Consider the following 25,120-nt stretch of genomic DNA (forward strand, 5'->3'; position numbering starts at 1 on the left):
TATTAAATTTTTCTCCTCTGGGGTCTTGGTAGTTGCGGGATTTGGGGTGTCAGGTATTTTAAACCGCCCCAAACCCCTGTTTTGTACTGAGGTGAGTCTATCTACTACAAACAAAAACACAAATTATGTATTTTTGTAACCAAAGATAAGGTTACCAATGTAGAGTTTTCGTAAAAAAAATTAACTTTTTTATGGAAATTAACAAATGCTCCAAAAAGTTGTACTTAATTCTGTACTATTTATTATAGGACAGACGCAGTATGTTTATTTAAATCTTGAATGAAGTGTAAAAAAATAATAATACCTGTTTCTATATGGCTTCTCTCCCGATGCGTTACACCTGAGCGGGGCAACTAAGGAAGATCGCGTAGAAACTTTATAAAATCCGTAATTAAACGGTGATCGTGGCTCGGCAAATTTGGCAAATTTAAATAAGAGGAGGGAAATTTTCTCGTAGAAATATGCAAACCTTTTTTGACTGCCAGCAGATTTGTTCCTCAGAGAGATTGCGATGTTTGGAAACCAAGGTTCGCACGGCTGCATTTGCTATTCATCGTCCCGGGCGTTCTAGCTTATGGCTCGATCGGCTTCACCCAGCTTTAGTGTACCCAGCGCAGACCAAATTTGCATACCCCTGGATGTTTCCGAGCTTGAAAATATATATCTGTGCTGGCGGGGCAACCGATCTGATGGAAATTGAGATGCCAAAGCATCCTACCGATTCGGTGTGCGGGTCGATCGAACTGATTACTGCCTGAAGTTAAGCATATACATATGTAAAGCTCTAGTTCGGCAAGTGCAGTCTCTAGCAACACACAGCTAGAAGACAAGAAAGAATTTCCCCAAGGAATTAAAATTGAAAAAAGGAACTGGGCGACCGGGCAGAAGGAAAGATAAAAAATTTTCATCCATTGTGGTGTACGCATTTCGATTTTTATGTGCGTAATCCAACGATCGTAAAAGAGGAAGCTGTAATGAAAGAGATTTTAGTTGTGGATGACTCAGCAACAATGCGACGGATGGTAATGGCATCGCTGCGAGATTTAAAAAATGTAAATTTTAAAGAAGCAAACAACGGTTTGGAAGCGATCGAACAGCTGGTAATCGCACCAGTCGATTTGATGATTCTAGATCTGAATATGCCGGATATGCACGGATTGGAAGTCTTGCAGTTTGTCCGCTCTCATCAAAGCTACAGTTCCATTCCCATTATCGTGTTGACGACGAGAGGCGACGAATCCAGTCGTAATAACGCTCTTGCAGCTGGCGCGTCCCGTTATCTGACAAAACCGTTTGAACCTCGCTCGCTTGCGCTGGCGGCACAAGAGTTATTAAATCAGAATCTCTGCCAGTTGTGAGTTGCCTGGTGTTAATTGTTAATTTTTTGGGACGAGCGCTGGTAATTAACCGATCGCTATATAACTTTGACTGATGACTCGATCGATAGCAAATGACGAATTTATTTAGCAGCTTTCTAGACGATTATTTTGCCGAATGCGACGAACACCTAATGGCTATTCGGCAAAATTTACTCTTCGTCGAACCCTATGTAAATCAGCCGCTACTTTCGCGTTCGATACTCGATAAACTTTTTGGCAGCTTTCATTCCATCAAAGGCTTGTCGGGGATGGTGGGGGTGAATGAGGCAGAACAACTAGCCCACGAAATGGAAAGTTATCTGCGAGCTTTACGCGACAACAAAGTTGTGCTAATAACCGAAGGGCTTGACGCTCTGCTCAGCGGTACGAAAATATTGGAGGAGGTAATTACCGCTTACCGGATCCAAAATCCTGCCCCGGATATTGTACCGATCTGCGATCGCTTTAGGACTATCTTTACCAAACCAGAAGCACAAGAACAGGAACAGTCAGGATTACAGGAAAAAGTAGAATTAAATTTGTCCGGACAGTCAACTCCCACAGTTCCCGATACTCAACCGAAAACTCTAAAATCGCTGAAACTTAAGCCAGAAGAAAGTATACAGCTTGCAGCTGCTCTGGAAGAAGGGAATCGAGCTTGGCAATTTGAATTTTTGCCGGGAACGGAAAAAGCAGCTCGCGGTATTAATGTCAACACAGTTCGCCAGCGCTTGCAATCGATCGGCGAATTAATTCACGCTGAGCCAATAGCTCTAGAAAATGGTGGCATTGCCTTTGATTTTATTGTTGTCAGCCACGCTGACACCGATACCTTTGCGGACTGGGAAAAAGACGGTATTACCTATTTGCCCTACTCGCAACAGGAAATCAAAAGTCAAACGTCAAACGTCAAAAGTCAAAATGAAGAGTGGGAGAGCGGCATAACCCCGGAACCCCAGCACCCCAGAAAAGCAGAAAATCTAGATCGTCTTTCCCCTACTCCCCCACTCGTCCCCTCCCCCACAGCCCTTTTCACAGTAGCACCATCGAACGTAGTGCGTGTAGACTTGGCGAGATTGGATGAATTGATGCAGATGGTAGGCGAATTGGTGATTACTCGTTCTCGCCTAGAGGATAACCTCAACAACCTCAAACCGATTTTGCCAGCATCTCATTTACGCACCTTGCGGGAAACAAACCTTACCTTGGAACGGCAGTTGCGGGATTTGCGGGAAGGTGTAATGCGAGTGCGTATGGTACCGATCGGAGAAATTTTTGTGCGGATGCAGTTTGCGATTCGCGATTTGGTGAAACAAACTCAAAAGCAGGTGGTACTGGAAGTGAGCGGAGAAACAACTGAAATTGATAAATTTATAGTAGAGCGGATGATAAACCCGCTGTTGCATTTAGTGCGTAACGCTGTCAGTCACGGTTTGGAAGAGCAACAAGAACGGGTGCGTTGCGGTAAATCGCCACAAGGAAAGATTGCCCTTCGCGCTGCAACTGTTGGGGAAATGGTCACGATCGAAATTGAGGACGATGGTCGGGGCGTTGATGTGGAAGCCGTAACTTCCAGTGCCAGAGAGCAAGGGTCTCTAGGTGCGGATACGACGCTCTCTAGCGAAACTCTACTCGATCTGATTTGTTCCAGCGGTTTTTCCACTCGTAAAGAAGCAGATTTAACAAGTGGGCGCGGTGTGGGGATGACGATTGTCAAAAATACCGTCACAGAATTGGGTGGTTTTCTCTCACTGGATACCCAGGTGGGACGAGGTACCCGCTTTATAATTCAACTGCCCCTGACTTTGGCGATCGCAGATGCTTTAATTGTCTCCGTCAGCGGACAAACTTTTGCCATTCCCCTGTCATCCGTGCATGAAATAACTCAAGTGCCCTCAGCAGATGTCACTTTATATCCGACATTTGCAAATGCCTCAGTTCTAGGTGGCGAGTGGGGCGATAAATTTTTTAAGCCGCTGCGGGAGTCGAAATGGGAAAATAATGAAATGATCGCTCACCGAGGCACTGTTTTGCCTCTGCTTCGTCTGGCTCGCATTTTTAACTTAGAAAACGAGATCCCAAGCTCAGATGCAGAGGACAATCTTTACCCCACACTCAAAAAAGAACTGAACACTCAAACAAACATTCCCCAGTCAATCAATTCCCAGTCACTGTTAAATTTGATTGTGGTTGGCAACGGATTTAGTGCAGCGGCGATCGTTGTCGATCGCATTTTAGGACAACGAGAAATAGTGGTGCGACCGCTCACAGATCCCCTCGTTCAAGTTAGGGGTATCGCTGGAGCCACCGAACTCGGTGATGGATACCCAGTCTTAATTCTCGATATTATAGCTTTAACTCGCGCCGCCAGAATAAAAAATTAAAAGTCCAAAGAAAGGGCGTCGGGAAGAGGGGGAGAGCGGGAGAACGGGATAATAGGAGAAAGGAGAACTGAAGAATCAGGAGAACAGCAAAAAATATCTATAATGTTTCCCCCACTTTTCCACACCCCTTCCTAGCTCCGAGTAAATACTAATGAATGATGTGCAATCCCTCAATTAGCCAATTAACCAATTAACCAATTAGCCAATTAGCTTATGAGCAATGAACCTTTTATAATTTTTGAACTTGTGGGCACAAAATATGCTATTTCCTCTCAAATGGTACAGCGTATGGAGATGATCGAACAGATTACCCCAGTACCAAACTCGCCCTCCTTTGTAGAAGGCGTAGTTTTCTCTCGCGGTCAAGTAATTCCCGCCATAAATTTGCGGGTAAGGTTCGGCTTTGAAAAAATTCGCTATGATATCCGCACGCGCCTAATTGTGATTAAGGCAAACGATCGAACTGTGGGTTTAATAGCTGACTCCGCTCGCGAATTTGTGGAGATTCCTGCTGATGCTACCCAGCCGCCGCCAGAGGCTATTTGTGGACTCAGCGGCAAATATTTGACAGGTATCGCTATTTTAGGAGAAAAATTAGTGCTAATCCTCAATTGCGAAGAAGTATTAAAATTCTCAAATAATAGTTTAGCAGCGTTCGGTAATACCTAATGCCAATCAAAAATAAACAACAATAAAAAGGAAAAGGCAATGGCAAAAAAGTTCCAGAATAAGGGTAAATCGCGTGATGGACATCATCTAAATACCGATCCATTTGGCAAAGCGATAAATAAGGCCGCACCAAATGGCAGATATTTGGAAATTAACCGCATTCGCAGCCACACAGAACAGGCGGGGCAAAATGTCAAAGAAATCTGGCGGTTAGGAGAGGAAATATCGCAAAACGCAGAAACGCAGGTGCGATCGATCTTGGAAACCGTCAATGGCGCTAACGAAATGGCAGTTACGCTCAAAGAAACAGCGGCACAAGCTACTTCAGTTGCCAATTCTACAGAAGAACTCGCCTCATCGATCAACGAAATGGCAGCTTCTATAGAGCAAGTTACTGCCAGTACAGTTAACATGGCGGTAGCAGTTAATCAAACTGCTACCTCGATCCAAGAAACGACCTCTTCTATCAAAAGCGTCGCCGAAACGGCACAAGAAATGGCGACATCTGCCACCCAAGTCACCAGCTCGATGACAGAAATTTCCGCTTCGATCAAAACCGTCAGCAGAGATACCGATGCGCTTTCCGTAGCCGTTAGCGAAACTGCCGCATCAATAGAAGAAATCACTCGTTCTATTCAAAGTGTCGCCTCTAATGCAGACGAATTGAACAGTGCAGCGGAAAAAACCACCGCTGCCATCAACGAAATGGCAGCTTCTATAGAGCAAGTATCGTCAACAACAGAAAACTTATCGGCAACAGTAGAAGGCGTATCCACTTCGATCGAGGAAATGGCGCGTTCCATACAGGGAGTTGCCCAAAACGCCGCCCAAATTACCGATGCAGCTACCAGCGCCGCTGCTAGCGCCACTCAACTGGATCGTTCGATTCGATCGGTAACAAAGCTGACCAAACAAGCAGAAGAAATCACCAATCGAGTCGCTAAAGATGCGGAAGTTGGCGGTGTGGCAGTGCAAAAATCGATCGAAGGTCTTACCCGCGTCCGCGATTCGATGGCTGAATCTGCCAATGCCATCGGGGAAATGGGCAATAGCACTAACGAAATTGGCAGTATCGTAGATACGATTAATTTAATCGCCGAACGTACCAATTTGCTTTCATTGAACGCATCGATCGAAGCGGCGAGAGCTGGAGATGCGGGACGGGGTTTTGCAGTTGTAGCTCAGGAGATTCGCAACTTAGCAGAACGAGCTGCGGCGGCAACTACCGATATTGCTGCGATCGTTAAATCGCTGCAAAATGCCGTGCAAGAAGTGGTTGCCAAATCCAATGAAGGAATGCGGGTGGCCGATGAAAGCAGCCGCTTAGCTGAAAATGGCGTAACCGGATTAAAAACCATCCTTCAAGGAGTGCAAGAAACTACACAACTGGTGCGTCAAATAGCCCTCGCTTCCGAAGAACAGATGACTGCGGGACAGAACGTAGTAACCGCTATTAATATGACAGTAATGCAATCGAAAGAAGTGGCGATCGCTACCTCCGAACAAGCCAAATCAGTGCAAAACGTAGTTCAGTCTACAACACAAATGCGTAAAAGCGCTCAACAAGTTTCTAAGGCGATGAACGAACAAGGCCGTGCGGCGCGAGAGATCATCAAAGCAGCTCAAAATACAGCCACACTCGCTCAACAAGTACGCAAAGCCACCGCAGAACAAGCTAAAGGCGCAAGTCAAATCCTGCAAGCGGTAGAATCGATGCGACGCGGTGCGGCTACTACATCTCGCGCTCTTGCAGAACAAAGCCGTGGCGGAGAGCAAATTTCTCAAGAAGCCGAACGTTTAGAGCGCTTAATTGCTAATGTCAGTAAGGGGATGAATGAGCAATCTACTGCTACTGTTCAGATTACAACCGCCATCGAAAATATCCGCCGACAATCAGAGCAAACTGCCTTAGCGATGAAGGAACAAACACGCGCAGTTAAAGATATGAATTTGGTCGCACAAAATATTTCTAAACAAGTGGCGGCAATCGTTAGTGCGAATCGCGAACACTCAAATTTTTCAGAGAAAATTGTAAATAAAATGGGTCACGTTCGCACGATCGCAGAACGCAATGCCCAAGTTTTTAAAGAGATTCAGCGTGCTGCGGAGAATTGGCAGGAAGGCATTGTAAATATAACCGCAATTATAGACCGCCTTAGTTAATTGTGAATTGGAAAACGCAATTAAATCAATTTCAAAGATAAAAACTTACCCATCACCTTTTGACCGATGACCGATGACCATTAGTATATTTACAACCGATGCCAATTTGATCGTGCGCTCGTGGGATGATTGGCTTGCCAGCGTTACAGGTTTGTCCGCAGAGAAAGTGTGTGGAGTTTCCCTTGCCAATCTCGTTCCCGATCTAGAAACTCGCGGAATTTTAGCTTATTTCCAGCGGGTGTTGAAAAATGGAAGGGTAGAAACGCTTTCGGGCGCAGTTTACCCCTATTTATTCCAGTGTCCTACCGTAAAGCCCTCACTGCATTTTGAGTTTATGCAGCAACGAGTCACGATCGCTCCTTTACAGGAAAATAGTAATAGTAGAGATTGGAGCAACTTCCCCATATTGTCTGCTATCGGTGTAGTAGTGACGGTGGAAGATGTCACCGCGCAACTCGATCTCCAAAAAGACCTCTCCTTTGAACTTGACAATTCCGACGAATTAGTGCGTCTGCGTGCTGCCCAAGCGCTCGCAACGGCCCAGGTGCTGGAACCAGAGCCAATGCTAGTGAAGGCGCTGGGCGATAGTAGCTGGCGGGTGCGGCGGGCGGCGGTGGATAGTTTAGCCCAGCAAACAGGGGGAACGATCGCAACATCCCTGTTGCGAAGTTTGCGAGAGGAACATCGCAATCCTGGTGTCCTCAATGCAGTTTTGCAAGTTCTCAAGCAAAGTAAGGTGGATATTGTCCCGGCGCTGATCGATTGTCTTAATTCCGAAGATGTCGATTTGCGGATCTATGCAGCGCTGGCATTAGGAGAGCAAAACAATCCGGCCAGAAGGGATTTGAGGGGTAATTTAGATCGCCGCGCTATACCCGCACTGATCCGCGCCTTAGAAGATACAGATGCAAACGTGCGGTATCACGCGATCGATGCTTTAGGAAATTTAAACGCCACTCTTGCAGTTGAGCCGCTGATGGAAATTGCCGAATCGGGCGATTTCTTTTTAGCTTTTCCCGCCCTCGATGCTTTAACGCGCATTGGGGATGGCACGGTGACGCCCCGAATGCTGCCCCTGCTGGAAAACGAACTGCTCTGTGTTGCAGTAGTCGGTGCTATCGGTCAGCTAGGAGATGCTAGCGTTGTTCCCGCGCTCGCTCGCTTGTTGAATAACACAGGAACTCCAGTAGCGGAGATTGCAGCAGCGATCGGCAGTTTGTACGATCGCTATGAAAGATTGTATCGAGAAGGAAACTATATCGCTGCCTTGGCAGCATCCTATGTCGATACTGCTGGGGTACAAAATTTGGTGGATGCAGTGCAGTGGGCAAAACCAAATGAACTGAGGGCTCTAGTGCTGCTCTTGGGTCAAACTCCTGGGAATACCGACCGGAATGTGGAATCGGTGATGGTTCAGCTATTGGGCCATCCTACAGTCCGCTACTTGGTCATGGAAGCTTTGGTGCGTTATGGCAAACGGATAACGGATCTGTTGATCGAACAACTCAAGGCGGAGGTATGCCAAGTCCGCGAAGCCGCAGTCGCAGTGCTGGGACGCATTGGCGACCCCCTGGCAGTGCCAGCCCTGACCCAACTTTTGACAACAGATCCGGAATTGACAATTACGACTGCCGGTGCTTTAGCCCAAATTGGCGATCGGCGTGCCTACGATACGCTGCTGGGTTTGATGGGTCATCCCTCTTCAGGGGTACGTCAAGCTGTGGTGGCAGCTCTGAATTCTCTGGGTCATCCCGATATGCTCACGCGCACGATCGATCTGTTACAAGATAAAGACCCTCATGTCCGGGAGTCGGCAGTCAAAATCGCCGGATATTTTGCGTTCAATGAATGCGTGACCCTGCTGTTGGAGCGATGTCGGGATTCAGAGGAGGATGTCCGCCGCGCTGCGATCGAACTGATTCCCTATCTGGAAAATGCACCGGTGCTGCCTACCCTGATTTGGGCGCTAGAAAACGATACTCCCAAAGTGAGGGCGACTGCGGCTCGTGCTTTGGGGCAAATGGAAAGTCCGATTGCCTATCCTTACTTGCTCAACGCCCTCATGGATGGGGATGCTTGGGTGCGGTATTACGCAACGCGAGCTTTGGGCACGCACGCTTACCCGGAAGCAATGGACACTTTGGCCCAATTAGCCTTTTCCGATCCGGCTACTCAGGTGCGAATCGCCGCAGTGGAGGCTCTGGGGCGAGTCGGCGGGCCACGAGCTGTATCCATCTTGGCTCCTCTAGCAGAAGACTCCAGCAGTACAGACGATTTAGTTCGTTCTGCTCTGATGGCGTTGGGGGAAATCGGGCATCCTAATTCCCTACCGCCGTTGTTGTCGGCTTTGCGCTCATCCGATCTGCAACGGCGCATTTACTCTGCTCGCGCTTTGGGGAAACGAGGTGGTACGGGTGTGGAAGCAGCGCTGTACAGCTTAGTTGCTGTAGATTCCGGCTTGTTTGACGAGACTTCTGGGACGACAATATTTAAGCCTGTCCCGGAAGTAAATGCAAACGAGGCAATAGTTTCCAGTTCGTGCGGCGAGTTGGGTATATTGCCGTCCCATGAGCCAACTGTTTCTCAGGTTCATGTCGTGCAAGCTGCGATCGAAGCGCTGGCCCAGTTAAGCACTCCGGAAGCGATCGCCGCGCTGCTGGAATTGACTTCGACGCACCAAGTCAACAAAGTTTGTATTGCGGCGTTAACTAACCTGGGTGAAGAGCATATTGTAGCTATAGGACGCGGACTCAAGCACCCGCACACTAAAGTACGCGCTGCTGCAATAGACGTGCTGATGCGCCTGAAACATCCTCACGCCTCTGAATTTTTGATCGCTGCTTTGGATGATAAAGATTCATCCGTGCGTTTAGCAGCAATCAATGCCTTGGAACACCTTGGTAACCGCAACGCACAACAAAAAATTGCAGTGCTAGCTCACACAGACCCCGATCCAACTGTGCGCCGCGCCGCCCAGAAAAGTCAAATCACTTCCGTTTAAGTCAGCACCCCCGGCTCTCATCACGGGGGCTTCCACACTTCCCGCAGGTTTTAGGTGAGGTGATCGGTCATTAGTCAGATGTTCGTTGTTCGCGATCGATCGTTGATGGTTCATAGCCACCCACAAAACAATGAGCGAAGGGGTTAACGGTTAGGGGAAAAGGGAAAATATTTATTCTTCGGCTCCCCTGCTCGCCTACTCTCCCCTTTGAATAACCTGGGTAATCAAAGCAGATTTGGTATGAATGCCTGAATGATTGACTTTAAGCTATGCGATTTGTTTCGGAAATATTCAGTTTACCGGATGGCCATTTTACACTTTTGCGGGACTTAATTCATGACCGCATAGGTGTTAATTACGATAAGGAGCGGCGCGATTTATTGGCGGAAAAACTGACGCCTCGCGTGATTGCCTGTGGGTTGGATTCGTTTTTAGATTACTATTACTTTCTGAAATATGACGATGCAGCTGAGCAAGAGTGGAAGCAGGTAATGGATGCTATCTCCATACAGGAAACCTTTTTTTGGCGAGAGATGGATCAAATCAGAGCCTTGGTGGAGGTTCTAGTCCCAGAACATTTTACGGCACATCCTACTGAGTGCCTGCGAATTTGGAGCGCTGCCTGCGCTAGCGGAGAAGAACCTTTAACTATTGCTATGGCTCTTGACGAAAAAGGTTGGTTTGCCAGGGCACCGATCGAAATTTATGCCAGCGATGGCAGTCCGAGTGCGATCGCCAAAGCGCGGCAAGGCGTGTACCGCGATCGCTCTTTCCGCAATTTACCGCCTAACCTACAAACGAAATATTTCCGGGAAGAACAGGAAAACCAATGGCGAGTGATACCCGAACTTCACAACCGCATTAAGTGGACAACAGCAAATTTGATGGCTGAATCCGAAATTCAGCATTTAGCTACCGCAAATATTATCTTTTGTCGAAATGTGTTTATTTATTTTTCCGAAAAAGCAATTTTCCAAACAGTTCGCGTGTTTTCTAAGGCTATGCCCACCCCTGGTTATTTGTGTGTAGCTGCATCGGAATCGTTATTGAAATTAACGACAGAATTTGAATTGCAAGAGATCGAAAATGCGTTTATATATGTAAAGCGTTAACTAATAGAGTGTAGGGTACGGGATATCAGAATCACCAATTCCCAATTCCTAATGCCTAATTTCCAATTTCCAATTGTTCGGGAGAGATTGATTGTTATGTCTCAAATAGTGCGTGTGTTAGTTGTCGATGACTCTGCTTATGTCCGTAAAATAGTCAAACAAATGCTATCTCGCAGTCCGCTTATTGAAGTGATCGGTACTGCTCGCGATGGTGTGGAAGCATTGGAAATGGTTGAACAACTTAACCCGGATGTGGTGACGTTAGATTTAATTATGCCCAACATGAATGGGGTAGAATTCTTGCGCGAGCAAATGAAGCGTCGTCCCGTGCCAGTGATAATTGTCAGTATTGCCAGCGAGAGCGGGGAAACGGCACTGGAAGCGCTTGATGCCGGGGCAGTTGATTTTGTGCAAAAGCCGACCGCATTGGCAACGGAAAAAGTTTTTGAAATCGCGGATGAATTGATTAAAAAAGTGAAAATCGCTGCCAGTATACGCCTAACCAATCTGCCTACCGTAGCCTCATATGGCGAAATTGAATCGCCTGCAAAAGTTAAAGTCACGAGCCTGAATAAAGTGGGATCGCGTGCGGTGGATATTGTCGTGCTGGGAATTTCTACTGGTGGCCCCCAGGCGCTGAGTTTTTTGATTCCTCAGTTGCCTGAAAATTTTCCCGTACCTGTTGCGATCGTTCTGCATATGCCAGTCGGTTATACAGAAATGTATGCTCGCAGATTAAATGATATATCCTCGCTGAAGGTAATCGAAGCGCGAGAAGGAGATGCAGTAACTCCAGGTGTTGTGTTTATTGCGCCTGCTGGACGGCATCTCAGCTTTATCCGCCAAGCGGATGGTAGAGTGGTTACGCATCTGGATGCGCGTCCCTTCGATACCCTGCACCGTCCCAGCGTAGATGTGCTGTTTCAGTCGGCGGCAGAGGTGTTTGCCGATCGCGTTTTGGGTGTAGTCATGACCGGTATGGGATCGGATGGCAAACAAGGTGCAGCCTGGATAAAATCTCACGGCGGTTCAATTTTTACAGAAGCGGAAGAGAGCTGCGTTGTTTACGGGATGCCGCGTTCGGTGGACGAAGTGGGTTTGAGCGACAAAAGCCTGCGCCTCGATCGTATGGCATCAGCAATTATAGAGGCTGTGTGATGCCAAAAAATTAGATTGTCTATGATTTCAGGTTAGTTTACGCTCTTTAAAGCAACTGTTTGCAAACTATGAACTGAAATTTATGCCTGACATTGTTGATATTGCAGTTGGTGCGGGTTCTTTCACAACTTTGGTCACTGCTGTCCAAGCAGCTGGTTTAGTCGATACTCTCAAAAGTCCAGGCCCTTTTACTGTATTTGCCCCCAATGACGATGCTTTTGCCAAGCTACCACCGGGAACTATACAAACTCTGGTACAAAATATTCCACAGCTTGCCAGGATTTTAACATATCATGTCGTTCCCGGTAAGTTGATGAAGGCTGATTTGGCAAAACTTGGTTCCGTTATCTCAGTTGAAGGTTCGCCCATCAAGATAGATTGCTCTAACGGTTTTGAAGTAAAAAATGCCACGGTTTTAGCGCCAGATATCGAAGCAGATAACGGTGTAATCCATGTGATTGACACCGTGATTCTGATGGGGTAAATGACGCTCAAGCTAGGAGATTAAGCTAATTGGTGGGTCAACTGTTTCGATGACAGATACAGTTGACAACCAAATTGTGTCGATCGCCCGATCGAACCGCATATCCCTAGCTTTATGCTGCATATTTGCGATATTTCGTCAATCTCTAATTAGATAGGATTAGCCCACTCTACAAACCTATATTGCCTTTCTATCACAAGCAGTATCCGCAATTAACCGACCCGCAAATTAGTTGTTTCGCAACACAAAATGCTCTTGTCTTCGATTGCTACCATAGGTAATTGCTGCGGACAGATTTGCCTAACTGAGATCGTCGAGAAAGCTCTTTTAGCCCAAAAGAAAAGAAACCAAAGACATCGCAGCCGATCGCAATGCGATCCATGTCATTGACATTGTGATTATGATGAAGTAAGTTAACCATCAAACCTGGAGTTTGGGCAAATCGGCTTAATTAAATAGTCCTAGAATTCCAACCCAAAACATTCCCTTCCACTTGAGTTGTCAACAAGGCGGTGTTACCTATGAAAACACAGTTGAATCCCCAGAAACGATTCATCCCCTCGGAAGAATATCGTCAAATGCTTGTTCGCGACGGGGAACGCCGTTATCGTGAGTGGCATAGTACTTACTTGAATTATCAAAAAGCTTACCTCAAAGAAATGCGCCAGCGGCGACAGTGAGCTTCTCTCCCAACTTATTCGGAACTGTCACAACTTTAGGGTGCGTTAGGGGTAGCGTAACGCACCATATAACTTCATTTTGAAACCCAACAACGAGAAACCCGGTTTCTTGGCGCAACCGGGTTTCTAAAGGCTTGACTCACCAACTTGCTATCTATAATCCTGGCTCTGAATATCGCGCAAACGAGCTTCCGGACGCTTAAATCTGTCTATTTGTCCTTCAAAGAAAGCCCGATTTGCTTGCAAATGTTTTGGATTCGGATCGTCTAAAGGATACAAAAGCGCAGTTCGCAAAGCTTGAATTACAGCAGAAGTAACGCAATACATCGAGCGCTGAAAACTAATACCGAGTTGGATTAACATATCATCTTCACCTCGGCAGTGTTTGCTATAGTAATCCACTAGATATGGGGGCAGGAAATGCAGCATATCTTGCATCAACAATGTGGGGGGAATACCAGCAGTACCCACCGGGAAAACATCGGCATAAAGGATACCGTAGTGGAAATCTTTCTGATCTTCAGGCACTTGTTTAGCTTGGGCGTTGTAAGACTTTGTACCCCGGAAAGGAGCGGTGCGATAAAACACAGCTTCTACATAAGGTAATGCAGCTTCGTATAACCACATGAAACCTTTTGATTTGGGGATTATTTCGTACATTTCGCCCCGAATGTAGACGTGATGATAGATGGGACGACCCGCGATCGCGAAGATTCCATTTACGAGAAAATTCATCGCATCGGGGACGCTTTTAATATTTCCTTCGTCGTAGCGATCGCTCATTTCAAAAAATACCGGAGCCATCACTTCCCAGAATAAACCCAGGTTACTGTAATAGGATAATTGCTTCACCTGTTCTATAAACATATCTGGGAAAAGCTTATACAATCCCAACATCACCGGATTGTATTTAAAGTAAGCCTTAATCGCCCTATCTGCGTTGGCTCTATATTCCTCCGTATCCAAATAGGGGTCAAATTTGCCACCCATACCTCTATGCCAAAACATAGCCTGCATACAGGCTTCTGCAAACTCCATATTAATTCTGTCATGCCACAAGTGATGAAACAACTTAGGCATTTTGAAGGTTTCTCCCTTCTCCATAAACGCCAAAAGTTCCGGATGGGCAGTTGCTTGTCCGCGCCATATCCGCAAATCGGCATCATCTCCGGCATAATGATTGTGCAAATCTAAGTACTCTTTTGGCAAGAAGTACTTAAAGAAAGGAAAGGGGTCTAAAAATACACGTTCGGCAATGTATAGCAGATCCCGCCAGTAAAAATCCATCGGTACTGCATAAGCTTTGTAAAGTCCGATAATTTGCATCAAATTTTCCGGAGTGTCCGGTAGCATTGCGCCACCTGCTTCTAAGCGATGAATCACGTGAGCGAATTCATGATTGGAAGGTGGCAATTTAGTTTCTGGCTTGATGGGAGTTTGTACCATTTTATGTTCCTTTAATTACTCAATTCACGACGTAATTGCAAAGCATGGAAAATACTTAAAATGTCATGCGTCCAGGTTGGCAATACCAGCGTCATGATAATTTCTTCAAGACTGTGAATAGTGCCAACAATACAACTCAACCATAAAGCTATTCCCCCGTAATTAAAAGCAAATAAAGCAACAACAGCAATGAAAAGTGTTATTCCCCAAATTTTAGCTGAATAGGTGTGATAGCTGGCGGGTTTGCCATATTTAACCAAGTTGACCGCCCACCACAGCAACTGGGCAAAAATAACCAAAAACAAAGGTAGTTTGTGAGCGATTAAAACAGGGCGATATGCCAACCACGCACTAGCAGCTATGCAGATATAAAGAGAAACATCAGCCCAACTATCGGCTTGACGGAGTTTGGCATTGCTGACACCCAGGCGTCGTGCAATTATTCCATCAAAGATATCGGAGAGAAATGCGGCAATATAACCGACAATGAACCAAACTGTTGTTTTGCCATCAAACGCATCCCATAAAAGGAAAGGAGAAATGAGAAGGCGACTCAGTACAAGCGCGGATGGAATATATTTCATCCAGCTATGACTTTGCTGTTTTTGCTCTAGTTGGGGTGAAGGAGTCATAGGAAGTGCTGAGTACTGAGGTTGTAGGGTGGATAATGCCCACCCTACGTTTTACTTAACTTCTGAATCCTGAGAAACGGAAGCAATTTGATAGCTATTAGCGGGAAAAGAAGCAGCAATTGCGGCTGTTGTCGGTTCGCTCCAACGCACTAACCAAGTCGGTTGTATCCCCAAGAATAAAATGAGAGCGGCTAAAATGAAAGCAGGCGTGCGCTCTTGCCAATTTACTTTGGGATAGTAGGCGATTTTGTTATCTAATTTGCCGAAACAAGTGCGATTCAGCAAAATAACGAAATAAACTGCTGTTAAACCGCTACAAACTACACAAATAAGCGTTGCTACTGGAAAGCTTGAAAAACTGCCTTGCAGGACTAAATACTCAGCTACAAATCCCACTAAACCAGGGATACCCGCACTTGCCATTCCTCCCAAAACTAATAGGGCGCTGGTGAGGGGTAAACCGCGAATCGGACTCATTAAACCGTTGAGAAGATCCAAATCGCGAGTGCCGACTTTTGTTTCGATTACTCCTACTAAATGGAAGAGAATTGCCAGGATTAAACTGTGGGCAACCATTTGGCTGACTGCACCAACTAAGCTTAGAGGTGTGGCGGCGGCGCAGGCTAAAAGTATATAGCCCATGTGACCGATCGAACTATAAGCCACCATACGTTTGATATCTTTTTGTGCGATGGCGCTCAATGCCCCATAAACTGCACTAATTGCGCCTATAATCGCTATTCCAGGTGCAGCAGTCGCCCAAGCTTCTGGAAATAGTTCTAAACCGTAACGCACTAAGCCATAAGTTCCCAATTTGGCAAGTACGCCACCGAGAAGAATCGCTACAGCTGGAGAAGCTTCTGTGTAAGCATCTGGCAACCAAGTATGCAAAGGTACGAGAGGAATTTTGATGCCGAATCCTATCAATATTGCTGTCAGCAATATTAGCTGCACATTCAATGGTAAATGTTGGGTTGTCAGCGATTCGTAGGCGAAAGTGGTTGTTTCGCTCAACCACGCCATCCCTAAAAAAGCACCTAAAATCAAAAATCCGGAAATTGCCGTGTAAAGCAGGAACTTCATGGCTGCGTATTCCCGCTTTTGTCCTCCCCAAACGGCAATTAATAGATAGAAAGGAATCAGCTCTAACTCGTAAAATAGGAAGAACAGCAGCAAGTTTTGTGCGAGGAAACCGCCAGCTACACCAGCATTAACTAGCAAAATCAAGGCGTAATAAAGCTGGGGTCGCGCTTGCTGTTGAGTGCCACTATAAATCACCAACCAAGTTAGGAAGCTGTTGATAAATAACAGCGGTAAAGATAAACCATCTACACCGAGTTTGTAATTCAATTTCAGAGGTTCAATCCAGGGAAGGAATTCAATAAACTGCATTCCTGGATTGGCGATATTGAATTGAGTAAGCAACCAAAATGTCCAAAGAACAGTAACGCTCGCAATCGTTAATGCGATCGATCGCAATTGCGATGGCGTTTTTGTTCCCGGCCAAAATCCTACTAAAGCTGCTCCTAAAACAGGTATCCAAATTAATGCGCTGAGCATATTACAGTCTACCAAATCGGTTATTTTTTGTTTGGCCGGAGTTCATTGAACTTAAGCATAATAATGAACTCCGATTAGGTGCGATCGCGTTTAACTGACCATACTGACAACACCAGTATCGAAATCTAAATAACCGCCGACAACTTTCAGTTTGTTTTCTTTAATTAACTGGGATATCACTGACGATTTTTTCAAATTTTCAACTTGAACCAAAACATTAGCTTTGGTTGTGCTTTCAAGGCGATCGTTATCTAGACTTCTTGAAATTTGTAAAGCCGGTTTAATTGCATCTAGCAAACTGCCTATTTGACCGGGAACTTGTGCGCCTTTTATTGTGGCATCTACGGCACCGCATCTTTTGTGACCCATTACCATTATCACTTTAGCTCCTAATACTAATGTGCCAAACTCAAGGCTGCCCATTTCTTCTGGAGTAGCGATATTACCAGCCACACGGCACATAAATAAATCTCCAAATCCCTGGTCAAACAGAATCTCAGCCGGAATGCGGGAATCTGCACAGGTTAGAAGAGCAGCAAACGGCTTTTGAGTTTGGCTGACTTGTCTTAAGCGAGCCAAGCTTTGGTTAGGATTTCTAGTTTTTCCGGTGATAAAGCGTTGGTTCCCATCCATTAATTTTTGCAGAGCTTCGTCGGGGCTGATGTCATTCTGGGCAATTGCTGGTGCTGGGGCAATTAATTGGGAACCGACTTGAGATGCTACTACACTTGTACCTAAAGCAGCTGCGCCAAATTTAAGTAAATTTCTTCTAGAAACACCAAGCTGCTGACTTGTTCTGTTCATTAAGCTCCTCACACCTTGAAAAACTTTATTTTGCCTAAATCTTGAGATGGTGTTGATAAATTTAGCCGATTTTGAGTGGCGATCGACATCTTTTTATCAACCAGTAACAATCAGGGAAAGATGAGATAGGAAAGGCCAACTTACCAAAATGCCTAACAAAATTAATCCAAACAAGATTGTCAGGGCATAAAACTGGCCTTGTCCGGAAACATTGTACTTTAAGCTTTGGCCGCTAAAGACTGTGGCTAAACCAACTAAGTTAACCAATCCATCTACTAAGTAACGGTCGATCGCACTAACGATCGCAGACACTAAGCCAACGACAAACACGATGCTGATGCGATAAAGTTTGGGGGTATAGAAGTCGTAGGCTAGTAAATCTTGCAGTGGTTTCCAAGCTAACTGTACGGGTTTGGGCCAATTGTCGTTCAGATAAATTCTACTGCCGACGCCACAACCGATCGCACTGGATAAAATTAGCAAAAATGCGGTAGCTATATTTAAAGAAGACCAGTTTGGCAACAATTGCCATTGCAACAACAGTAATGGGAGGTGTAGCGTAAAGCCCATTAAAATTACAGTTGGCAATGTCAGCGGCCAAAATGCTTCTGGCGATCGCTCTGTCATTTGTTTCGGCTTGCCACTAAAAATCAAGCCAAACTCGCGAGTTAAGCTAAAGGCAGTCAAACCGTTAACTGTGAGCAAAACGCCAAATAACAAAGGTTCATTTGTGAAAAGATGGTCTGCCAATCGCAGCAAAGCCCAGAAACTTCCCAAGGGCGGTACTGCTAACAAACCGAAAGCACCGACAATATAGGATAGAGCGGATATCGGTCGGCGCGACCACAAACCGCCGTATTGGGTAAGATCCTGGGTGATGTTATTCCAAACTATCCCACCTGTACTCATCACCAACAGCGCCATTGCCAAGGCGTAGCTCAACATTAACATTAACGCTGTTTGAGCTTGCTGCGTTCCTACGGCGATGAAGATTAAGCCCATGTAGGTGCTGACGGAGTAGGATATGGATCGTTTGATATCAATTTGGGCGATCGCAATTAAACTAGCACCAATTGCCGTCACCGCACCGATAAACACCATCACGGTCATTACCAAAGGCGAAAGTGCCAAAACGGGTTGCAATTTTACCAACACCCAAGCACCAGTCGCCACCACAACCGAGTTCCGCAAAATAGTCGAGGGAACCGGCCCTTCCATTGCTTCATCCAACCACAAATGCAACGGGAATTGAGCGCATTTACCCATCGGGCCGGCGATTAGAGCCAATCCCAATAAAGCTGCTGTTGTTGGTGATATATCGGCGGTTTTTGCCCATTCAGCTAATTCCGAAAAGTTCCAAGTTCCGGCGATGGGTAACAGCGCCAGCACTCCCATCAGTAAAAATAAATCTCCCACCCGCTTGGTTAAGAAAGCGTCTCTGGCACCCGTGACCACTAAAGGTTGACTGAACCACAACCCTACCAGTAGGTACGTTCCCAGCGTGAGGATTTCTAGAATCATGTAACTGAAAAACAAGGAGTTACACAGAGCCAAACTGCACATTCCGGCTTCAAAAAGTGCCAGTAATGAATAGAATCTCGCCCAGCCCCAGTCCATCTCCATGTAGCCGATCGCGAAAGTTTGCGCTAACAGGTTCAAACCCGTTACTAACACGGTCGCACCGACAGTAATTGCAGATATTTGTAAAGGTATAGAGAATTCCAAACTGGCGACTTTTAACCAGGGAATAACTAACTCTTGTGCTGGCTTTCCCCAACAAGCTGACAACGCAAATAAACCGTGTATAAAAGCCGTTAATGTCATCAACAAGTTTACGTAACCAGCCGGCCTGGGGCCAGTACGACGAATAATTGCCGGCGACCAAGGTACTGTCAAAAGCACGCCGATGAGGGCGTAGCAAGGTATCAACCAAACACTATGAAGCAAGAGCTCAGACATCTAGGTAACCTCGAAAATTACACCTAAAACTCAGGCCCATCTGGTGTGGGCTGAGCTTATCGCCATTGCACAAAGCTATTCAGTTCATGAGATTAATTTTGTTTTAATCTTTGTTACAAGAGTATAGTCTTTAGAGAATATAAAAGGAAGCACTGCAACCATCAAACTTAAAGATGGTAGCTATAGAGTGCTATCTATGACTGCGCGGCTCTGTAATTGAACATAGAAAGGCTGTATAGAAAAAATTTTATCAGATCTCCCCTGGGTATAGTATAAGCAAAACTAATAATACCGTGCGATCGAACAGTATGATTAGCGGCGATCGATCGGAATCTCAATGATAAACTCGGCCCCTTGCCCTGGGGCAGTAATACACTTCAACTGACCGCCGTGCTTTTCCGCGACAATCTGGTAGCTAATCGATAGCCCCAAACCAGTTCCTTTGCCGACCGGCTTTGTGGTAAAGAATGGGTCAAAAAGGCGTTTTCTGACTTCTTCCGTCATTCCGGGCCCATTATCGCGAATTCTGACGGTAACAAATTGAGTATAGAGCATTGGCCATTGGTCATTGGCGATGGGGGTAATGGGGGAACTATTATGCACATTTTCTGTCACTGTCGCGCTCTCCGGCTCTGTCATAGCCGATGGGACTTTCGTTATTTCGGTGCTAATCCAGATCGTCCTGGGTGAGGGTTGGTTTTCCAGGGCGTCGATCGCATTGCTGAGAACGTTCATAAACACCTGGTTGAGCTGTCCGGCGTAGCACTCAACCCTCGGCAAGTTGCCGTAATTTTTAATTACTTTAATATCCGGCCTACTTGAAGTACTTTTTAAGCGATTTTGCAAAATCAACAAAGTGCTGTCAATGCCTTCGTGGATATTAACCCGTTTCTTTTCTGCTTCGTCAAGGCGGGAGAAATTTCGCAGCGACAGGACAATTTGACGAATCCTTTCTGTCCCCACCTGCATTGAGGCTAGCAATTTGGGCAGGTCATCTTTGACAAATTCTAAATCCATTGTCTCAGCGGCAGCGTGAATTTCTGCTGCTGGCTTGGGATAATACTTTTGATAGAGACTCACCAATTCCAGGAGGTCTTCGATATAGTCGCTGGCATGAGCGACGTTGCCGTAAATAAAATTTATGGGATTGTTGATCTCGTGAGCAATACCTGCTACTAATTGACCGAGGCTGGACATTTTTTCGGTTTGTACCAGTTGTGCTTCGGTTTCCTTTAAGTGTTGCAAAGCTCCCTCTAGTTGTTGCGCCTGAGTTTGAGCGGCAAACGCAGCTGCGCGAGTTTGGGCAAAAAGTTCGGCTTGGTCTATACCGATCGCCAATTGGTCTACCACTGCTTTGAGTAGCTCGACTTCGCTGTCGCTCCAAGGTCGGGGGCCGCTACAATGGCTGCATACAACTGCCCCCATCTGGCCGGAACGAGTTGCCAGGGGGATGAGCAATTGCGAAGTAACGCCTAAACTGTTCAACAGAATTTGCTCTGGATCGTCTAGATTGACAGCGCTGTCCACATCATCTATGCGAATTGTCTCTAAATTGACGATTTTTTTGACCAGCGAGGTAACTTTCTCTGTATGATAGTCGGCCAACAAGCTGGGCAAGTTGGGATGGCACGATTCGTGTGTTACCGTCAGGCTGGGGTTTTGCGGATCGGGCCAGCACCAGAGAAAATGACAGCGATCGATTTGCAACAAACTGCGAATTTCGTTGACCGCAGTACCCAAGATTGTATCGAGATCCAAAGAATTGCGAATTTGGCTGGCTAGGCGGAATAGCAGGCTTTCCCGACGCGAGAGCAGTTCCGATCGCGCCCAATAACGATCGATCGCCACAGCAATAGCATTGGCTACCCACTCTAACGTATTATGTCCTTCTTGGCTGAGGGGTTGACGGCTGAAAACAGCCATCACGCCCACCAACCGCTCTTCTACAATTAGAGGATAGCCTGCAAAAGCTTTGACTTTTTTGGTGCTGTGCGGTTTGATTTTATTGAGCCATTCCCTTTCTTGGAAACGATCGCGATCTCGCAGGTCGTTGCTCAGGTAGGGTTGGTGATTTTGAGCTATCTTCTCAGCTATGCTGCTATCTGGGCGAATCAAGTCGCACGACTCTGGGGTGCCAGAGTCTGTAGGTTCATCGCTGGCAAAGGCCATCGCCTCAAGTTCGAGTTTGTTCGATCCTTGCTTGACAGTCCAAATACAAGCATTGATGGCATCTAGATGCTCGATCGTAATTTCCGTGCAACGGTTGAGGATTTCCGATATCGCACCGCCTTGTCCCAGCGCGATGCCTACCGCCGCACCGAAAGCTGAGAGGCGCGATCGCTCCATCAGCATTGCTTCTGACTGTTTCCTTGCCGTGACATCCCGGAAATAAACTGATAACCCGCCTTGATAAGGATAGGCTCTTACCTCTAGCCAAATCCCCAGAGGTGAATAAAATTCTTCAAAATGTACTGTCACTCGCTTGGATACCGCTCTGTGACATTCTTTCTCAAATGTGGAACCTATAGCCTCTGGTAATTCATCCCATATAGACTTACCGATTAACTCATTCTTGGTTCTCAGCAAAACTTGCTCTGCTCGCGAGTTTAAGTAACTGAACCGCCACTCCCAATCCAGCGCAAAAAAAGCATCCGTGATGCTTTCAAATATCTCGACAATATCCCACGGTATTTCCGGCGGCATTTCCTTCACTTTGATGACTTTGCACCCAGAGTGGCTTCCGCCCCGTAGCAACCGTTGAGTAACCACTTGGCGACCGATAATTTTCAGTGCGTGACATTGTTCGCTGTTCAAATCTCGTGGTGCGTAATCCATTATACTTAGGGTGCCCAGGAGAATCCCCTCCGATGTCATCAAAGATATCCCAGCATAAAATCTGATGTTTGGATGACCCGTCACGACTGGATTTTTCGCAAACTTTTCGTCAGCTAATGTATCCGGTACGATCGATAATTCCGATCTACTACGGATGACTTGAGCCCACAAACTCTGGCACATATACGCTTCCTGAGTCCCCAAACCAACTTTTGATTCGATCGACAGTCGCCCAGAGTCAATCAGGCACAATAAAGCGATCTTAGTCTGACAAACGTATGCAGCCAAGCGAGTTAGATCCTCTAAATCTGCATCGGTCGCCGCACTGAGAATTTGGCTCTTCGATCGGTCATTAAGCTGGTACGCTGAGTGACCCGGTAATGATGCTGTCATTTTTTATGAGCGCCTCTTCCTTTTTGGAACTTGCCGGGAGGGTAAACAGTTCTTGGCCTAAAATGGTTAAATCTTAAAATTATCCAAATTTATTAAGTAGGCCATCTCTCTTTTGGGGTATCTATTGATACCTATTATTGAGAACCGTTACTCAACCGATTCCGGCTGGTGAGGCGGTTTAAAAATATTGCCGCTTCACCAGCCGATTATGTGAATGTTCGGTAGATTTTTAAATGGTTTGACCAACAGCACCCTGTTGCCAGCTCTTTTGCTGAAGTTAAAGTTTAGATCTCCAAATGGCAAACGTATAGCTTTTTCTCAACTTGTTGCCATTGGCGCTTGGATAGGCTAGTATCGACAATCTTTTACCCACCTTGTTTAATACCTACTTGCTTTCTTGGATTACGTAATTTTAAGGAGCCGACGCCCCTATACCATAGATGAGCATTACGATATATATCGCTGGTTAGTTTTAATATTTATTTTAATTTGTTTAACTAATTATTACAATTATTTTTTAACTATTCTTAAGCTGATTTAACAAAAATCAATATAATTGTAGTGGTAACTTCCAACTCTTGAGAAACTGGAAAAAATTTAATCAAAGTGCTATATGTATCCGCTTTTGCGGAGATTAACGTCTGCTAGCAGAACAAGTTAAAGTTGTGTTAGTAGGGTAGAGTAAAAAACTGGAACAAAAATTATGTCTTCAAGTTTAGATCGTATGCCGACAATCTTAGCAGTGGATGATAGCGTCGTCACCCAAGAAATGGTCAAACGCGCTTTATCCACAGACTATCGGGTTCTCGTAGCAGGAAATGCTGTAGACGCCTTGGCAATGATTTACCACGAGAAAATTGCTGTATTATTACTGGACGTTTCCATGCCCGGTATTGATGGTTTGGAATTTTGCCGCACTGTGCGTAACTTACCGCAGTTTCGGGAACTACCGATTATAATGCTAACAGCAAGAGACAAACTGTTTGACAAAGTGCAAGGACGTCTGGCAGGGGCTACAGAATATTTAACTAAACCGTTTGATAGCAATCAATTGCGTCAGGTAGTAGGTAAGTTTGTCAGCATTAACTTACCTTCGGAAGTTCAAGGAGAAGCCTAAATCAATTTTAGATTTTAGTTTAGATTTTAGATTATTACATAGGGGGTTTACCTATCCAATTTGTTGGAGCTAAATCAACCTTCAGGATATGACATCCAGTTAAAACAAAATTATTGATAGTATCACTGCCGACCTTCGCTGTGGCGGGAGTCTTCTTGCACAGGAACGATAAATTCTCGGATGGCACGCAACGCAGCAGGATGGGGCAGAGAATTGGGATGGACTTGTTTGAGCCAGTTAGCTGCTTCCCAGAGTTCCATTTTTTCATATTTGCACAAATAAGCAATACAAACAGTAGGCGATCGCTCAATTCCTGCCAAACAATGAACGTAGGTTGGCATAGATTTTTCCATATTTTGGCGCACAACCGTCACCGCTTCGGCTAGTTCCTCTACTGTCATCTCATTTGTATAAAATCTATCCGGTAACACCAAACGCAAACATTGAAAATTATCGGTAATATCTTTTGGTAAAGTTCCTTCTTGTTCCCCACACAGAGTCAAGACAAATTTAATATTAGCTTTTAAAAGTGCAGCAGCGTCACCAGGTTGGGGTAATCTGCCCACAGCTAGCTTTCCAGGCAGTACCCAGTCTATGGAAAGTGCCCTCATCGGGGAAGAAGATTTGGTTTCGATTCCCAGGAGTCGTTTGACTTGGTTAATCATTTGTGGGGGAAAGACCTTAACTTTAGCGTTGGGTAGGTGACAGCAGCGATTTGCTGTGCCTGTTTTAGCTATAGCATACTTTGGATAGATTCGGATCGGTGAGATCGAGCGATATATTTCCTATTTTGTATCTGGTGCGATCGCTTTATGATGCCAGCTTTGGCAAAATGGTAATTGCCCACTGAATTCTATGCCGGGTGCGCTCGTCGTGAGGGGAACCGTATGACTAAAGTTACACAAGAAGAGATCGCACATTTTCGTTCTCAATTAGCAGATTATCCCAGCGCATTACAAGCTCTGCAAGTTCTTGAGGATTGCGAAGGAGATTTGGAAGATGCGGCGATCGCCCTCGCCATTCGTTCCGGACAGCAACCAGAAATCGCCAATTCTGACTGGTTGGGTATTTTAGCACGAAAATGTCGCTCCCTGATCTGCCGACGCGAATTGCGCGACGATTTGCTAAACGGTAATTTTGCGGAAATTGTACCTTACTTGGCAACGTCCAATCTTTGTCCTGATTTATTGGCAACGCCAGTGATGATGTACGTGATGCGCCAAGGTGCGAACGATTTTTGTCACCCTCTCAATCCTCTGCTTTAGCTATTTCATCAATTTCTAATTTCTGATGGCGATTCCGAAAATCTTCAAATAAGTCAAAAAACTTATCCAAAGCATCCCTCTCGTTTACAATTTAGCCAAA

General features: G+C 45.7%; 19 protein-coding genes. 12 read left to right on the forward strand and 7 right to left on the reverse strand.

Features of this window, described 5'->3' with window-relative positions; genetic code table 11:
• Positions 1-461 precede the first annotated feature (461 nt).
• From ACE1CD_RS18310 to ACE1CD_RS18355, 10 genes are all read left to right on the forward strand, one after another.
• Entirely contained in the window at positions 462-758 is a 297-nt protein-coding gene (locus ACE1CD_RS18310; protein ID WP_374825961.1) for a hypothetical protein, read from the forward strand.
• Between the two features lie 216 nt (positions 759-974).
• Positions 975-1,358, forward strand: a complete 384-nt coding sequence (locus ACE1CD_RS18315) for a response regulator (protein ID WP_374798616.1) — start codon at positions 975-977, stop codon at positions 1,356-1,358.
• 92 nt (positions 1,359-1,450) lie between these two features.
• Positions 1,451-3,742: a chemotaxis protein CheA gene (locus ACE1CD_RS18320; protein WP_374825963.1), complete on the forward strand. Its 2,292-nt coding sequence runs from the start codon at positions 1,451-1,453 to the stop codon at positions 3,740-3,742.
• A gap of 213 nt (positions 3,743-3,955) precedes the next feature.
• Positions 3,956-4,411, forward strand: coding sequence for a chemotaxis protein CheW (locus ACE1CD_RS18325; RefSeq protein WP_374798612.1), 456 nt, complete (start codon positions 3,956-3,958; stop codon positions 4,409-4,411).
• Positions 4,412-4,450: 39 nt separating this feature from the next.
• Positions 4,451-6,574, forward strand: coding sequence for a methyl-accepting chemotaxis protein (locus ACE1CD_RS18330; protein WP_374798610.1), 2,124 nt, complete (start codon positions 4,451-4,453; stop codon positions 6,572-6,574).
• A 73-nt stretch (positions 6,575-6,647) separates the two neighbouring features.
• Complete coding sequence (locus ACE1CD_RS18335; RefSeq protein ID WP_374825965.1) at positions 6,648-9,575, forward strand: HEAT repeat domain-containing protein; 2,928 nt, start codon at positions 6,648-6,650, stop codon at positions 9,573-9,575.
• Positions 9,576-9,844: 269 nt separating this feature from the next.
• On the forward strand, positions 9,845-10,687 hold the full coding sequence (locus tag ACE1CD_RS18340; RefSeq protein WP_374825966.1) for a CheR family methyltransferase: 843 nt from the start codon (positions 9,845-9,847) through the stop codon (positions 10,685-10,687).
• Between the two features lie 96 nt (positions 10,688-10,783).
• The gene (locus ACE1CD_RS18345) at positions 10,784-11,845 is read left to right on the forward strand and encodes a chemotaxis response regulator protein-glutamate methylesterase (RefSeq protein WP_374825967.1); all 1,062 of its coding nucleotides are present in this window, start codon (positions 10,784-10,786) and stop codon (positions 11,843-11,845) included.
• Positions 11,846-11,927: 82 nt separating this feature from the next.
• Positions 11,928-12,329 carry a fasciclin domain-containing protein gene (locus ACE1CD_RS18350; protein WP_374791375.1) on the forward strand — a complete coding sequence of 134 codons (402 nt, stop codon included), beginning with the start codon at positions 11,928-11,930 and terminating at the stop codon, positions 12,327-12,329.
• 521 nt (positions 12,330-12,850) lie between these two features.
• Entirely contained in the window at positions 12,851-13,009 is a 159-nt protein-coding gene (locus ACE1CD_RS18355; protein WP_374791377.1) for a hypothetical protein, read from the forward strand.
• Between the two features lie 150 nt (positions 13,010-13,159).
• Here the strand turns inward: ACE1CD_RS18355 and ACE1CD_RS18360 are convergent, their stop codons facing one another.
• The 6 genes from ACE1CD_RS18360 to ACE1CD_RS18385 all read right to left on the reverse strand — a co-directional run bounded on the left by ACE1CD_RS18360 (position 13,160) and on the right by ACE1CD_RS18385 (position 22,638).
• A complete protein-coding gene (locus ACE1CD_RS18360; protein ID WP_374791379.1) occupies positions 13,160-14,455 on the reverse strand; it encodes a CO2 hydration protein in 1,296 nt (431 codons plus the stop codon).
• An 11-nt stretch (positions 14,456-14,466) separates the two neighbouring features.
• The gene (locus tag ACE1CD_RS18365; protein WP_374825968.1) at positions 14,467-15,087 is read right to left on the reverse strand and encodes a CDP-alcohol phosphatidyltransferase family protein; all 621 of its coding nucleotides are present in this window, start codon (positions 15,085-15,087) and stop codon (positions 14,467-14,469) included.
• 51 nt (positions 15,088-15,138) lie between these two features.
• Entirely contained in the window at positions 15,139-16,647 is a 1,509-nt protein-coding gene (locus ACE1CD_RS18370; RefSeq protein ID WP_374825969.1) for an NADH-quinone oxidoreductase subunit M, read from the reverse strand.
• Positions 16,648-16,737: 90 nt separating this feature from the next.
• Positions 16,738-17,451 (reverse strand): carbonic anhydrase, encoded by a 714-nt coding sequence (locus ACE1CD_RS18375; RefSeq protein ID WP_374791384.1) that lies wholly within the window; start codon positions 17,449-17,451, stop codon positions 16,738-16,740.
• 96 nt (positions 17,452-17,547) lie between these two features.
• Positions 17,548-19,410, reverse strand: coding sequence for an NAD(P)H-quinone oxidoreductase subunit F (locus ACE1CD_RS18380; protein WP_374791386.1), 1,863 nt, complete (start codon positions 19,408-19,410; stop codon positions 17,548-17,550).
• Positions 19,411-19,722: 312 nt separating this feature from the next.
• Positions 19,723-22,638, reverse strand: coding sequence for a GAF domain-containing protein (locus ACE1CD_RS18385; RefSeq protein ID WP_374825970.1), 2,916 nt, complete (start codon positions 22,636-22,638; stop codon positions 19,723-19,725).
• 703 nt (positions 22,639-23,341) lie between these two features.
• Between ACE1CD_RS18385 and ACE1CD_RS18390 the strand changes: the two genes are divergently transcribed.
• Positions 23,342-23,755: a PleD family two-component system response regulator gene (locus tag ACE1CD_RS18390; RefSeq protein ID WP_374791390.1), complete on the forward strand. Its 414-nt coding sequence runs from the start codon at positions 23,342-23,344 to the stop codon at positions 23,753-23,755.
• A 122-nt stretch (positions 23,756-23,877) separates the two neighbouring features.
• Here the strand turns inward: ACE1CD_RS18390 and ACE1CD_RS18395 are convergent, their stop codons facing one another.
• Positions 23,878-24,420: a dual specificity protein phosphatase family protein gene (locus ACE1CD_RS18395; protein ID WP_374825971.1), complete on the reverse strand. Its 543-nt coding sequence runs from the start codon at positions 24,418-24,420 to the stop codon at positions 23,878-23,880.
• Between the two features lie 222 nt (positions 24,421-24,642).
• Here ACE1CD_RS18395 and ACE1CD_RS18400 point away from each other — a divergent pair, with 222 nt between their 5' ends.
• Positions 24,643-25,020 (forward strand): hypothetical protein, encoded by a 378-nt coding sequence (locus ACE1CD_RS18400; RefSeq protein WP_374825972.1) that lies wholly within the window; start codon positions 24,643-24,645, stop codon positions 25,018-25,020.
• Positions 25,021-25,120 lie beyond the last annotated feature (100 nt).

Source organism: Aerosakkonema sp. BLCC-F183 (genome assembly GCF_041929145.1).
Classification (GTDB): Bacteria; Cyanobacteriota; Cyanobacteriia; order Cyanobacteriales; family Aerosakkonemataceae; genus Aerosakkonema.

Bases quoted from the DNA above. Each gene is read 5' to 3' on its own strand.
- ACE1CD_RS18340 (WP_374825966.1), top strand. From the start codon at position 9,845: ATGCGATTTGTTTCGGAAATATTCAGTTTACCGGATGGCCATTTTACA.
- ACE1CD_RS18375 (WP_374791384.1), bottom strand. From the start codon at position 17,451: ATGAACAGAACAAGTCAGCAGCTTGGTGTTTCTAGAAGAAATTTACTT.
- ACE1CD_RS18385 (WP_374825970.1), bottom strand. From the start codon at position 22,638: ATGACAGCATCATTACCGGGTCACTCAGCGTACCAGCTTAATGACCGA.
- ACE1CD_RS18370 (WP_374825969.1), bottom strand. From the start codon at position 16,647: ATGCTCAGCGCATTAATTTGGATACCTGTTTTAGGAGCAGCTTTAGTA.
- ACE1CD_RS18350 (WP_374791375.1), top strand. From the start codon at position 11,928: ATGCCTGACATTGTTGATATTGCAGTTGGTGCGGGTTCTTTCACAACT.
- ACE1CD_RS18400 (WP_374825972.1), top strand. From the start codon at position 24,643: ATGACTAAAGTTACACAAGAAGAGATCGCACATTTTCGTTCTCAATTA.
- ACE1CD_RS18345 (WP_374825967.1), top strand. From the start codon at position 10,784: ATGTCTCAAATAGTGCGTGTGTTAGTTGTCGATGACTCTGCTTATGTC.
- ACE1CD_RS18330 (WP_374798610.1), top strand. From the start codon at position 4,451: ATGGCAAAAAAGTTCCAGAATAAGGGTAAATCGCGTGATGGACATCAT.
- ACE1CD_RS18360 (WP_374791379.1), bottom strand. From the start codon at position 14,455: ATGGTACAAACTCCCATCAAGCCAGAAACTAAATTGCCACCTTCCAAT.
- ACE1CD_RS18335 (WP_374825965.1), top strand. From the start codon at position 6,648: ATGACCATTAGTATATTTACAACCGATGCCAATTTGATCGTGCGCTCG.
- ACE1CD_RS18365 (WP_374825968.1), bottom strand. From the start codon at position 15,087: ATGACTCCTTCACCCCAACTAGAGCAAAAACAGCAAAGTCATAGCTGG.
- ACE1CD_RS18355 (WP_374791377.1), top strand. From the start codon at position 12,851: ATGAAAACACAGTTGAATCCCCAGAAACGATTCATCCCCTCGGAAGAA.
- ACE1CD_RS18315 (WP_374798616.1), top strand. From the start codon at position 975: ATGAAAGAGATTTTAGTTGTGGATGACTCAGCAACAATGCGACGGATG.
- ACE1CD_RS18395 (WP_374825971.1), bottom strand. From the start codon at position 24,420: ATGATTAACCAAGTCAAACGACTCCTGGGAATCGAAACCAAATCTTCT.
- ACE1CD_RS18320 (WP_374825963.1), top strand. From the start codon at position 1,451: ATGACGAATTTATTTAGCAGCTTTCTAGACGATTATTTTGCCGAATGC.
- ACE1CD_RS18390 (WP_374791390.1), top strand. From the start codon at position 23,342: ATGTCTTCAAGTTTAGATCGTATGCCGACAATCTTAGCAGTGGATGAT.
- ACE1CD_RS18380 (WP_374791386.1), bottom strand. From the start codon at position 19,410: ATGTCTGAGCTCTTGCTTCATAGTGTTTGGTTGATACCTTGCTACGCC.
- ACE1CD_RS18310 (WP_374825961.1), top strand. From the start codon at position 462: ATGCAAACCTTTTTTGACTGCCAGCAGATTTGTTCCTCAGAGAGATTG.
- ACE1CD_RS18325 (WP_374798612.1), top strand. From the start codon at position 3,956: ATGAGCAATGAACCTTTTATAATTTTTGAACTTGTGGGCACAAAATAT.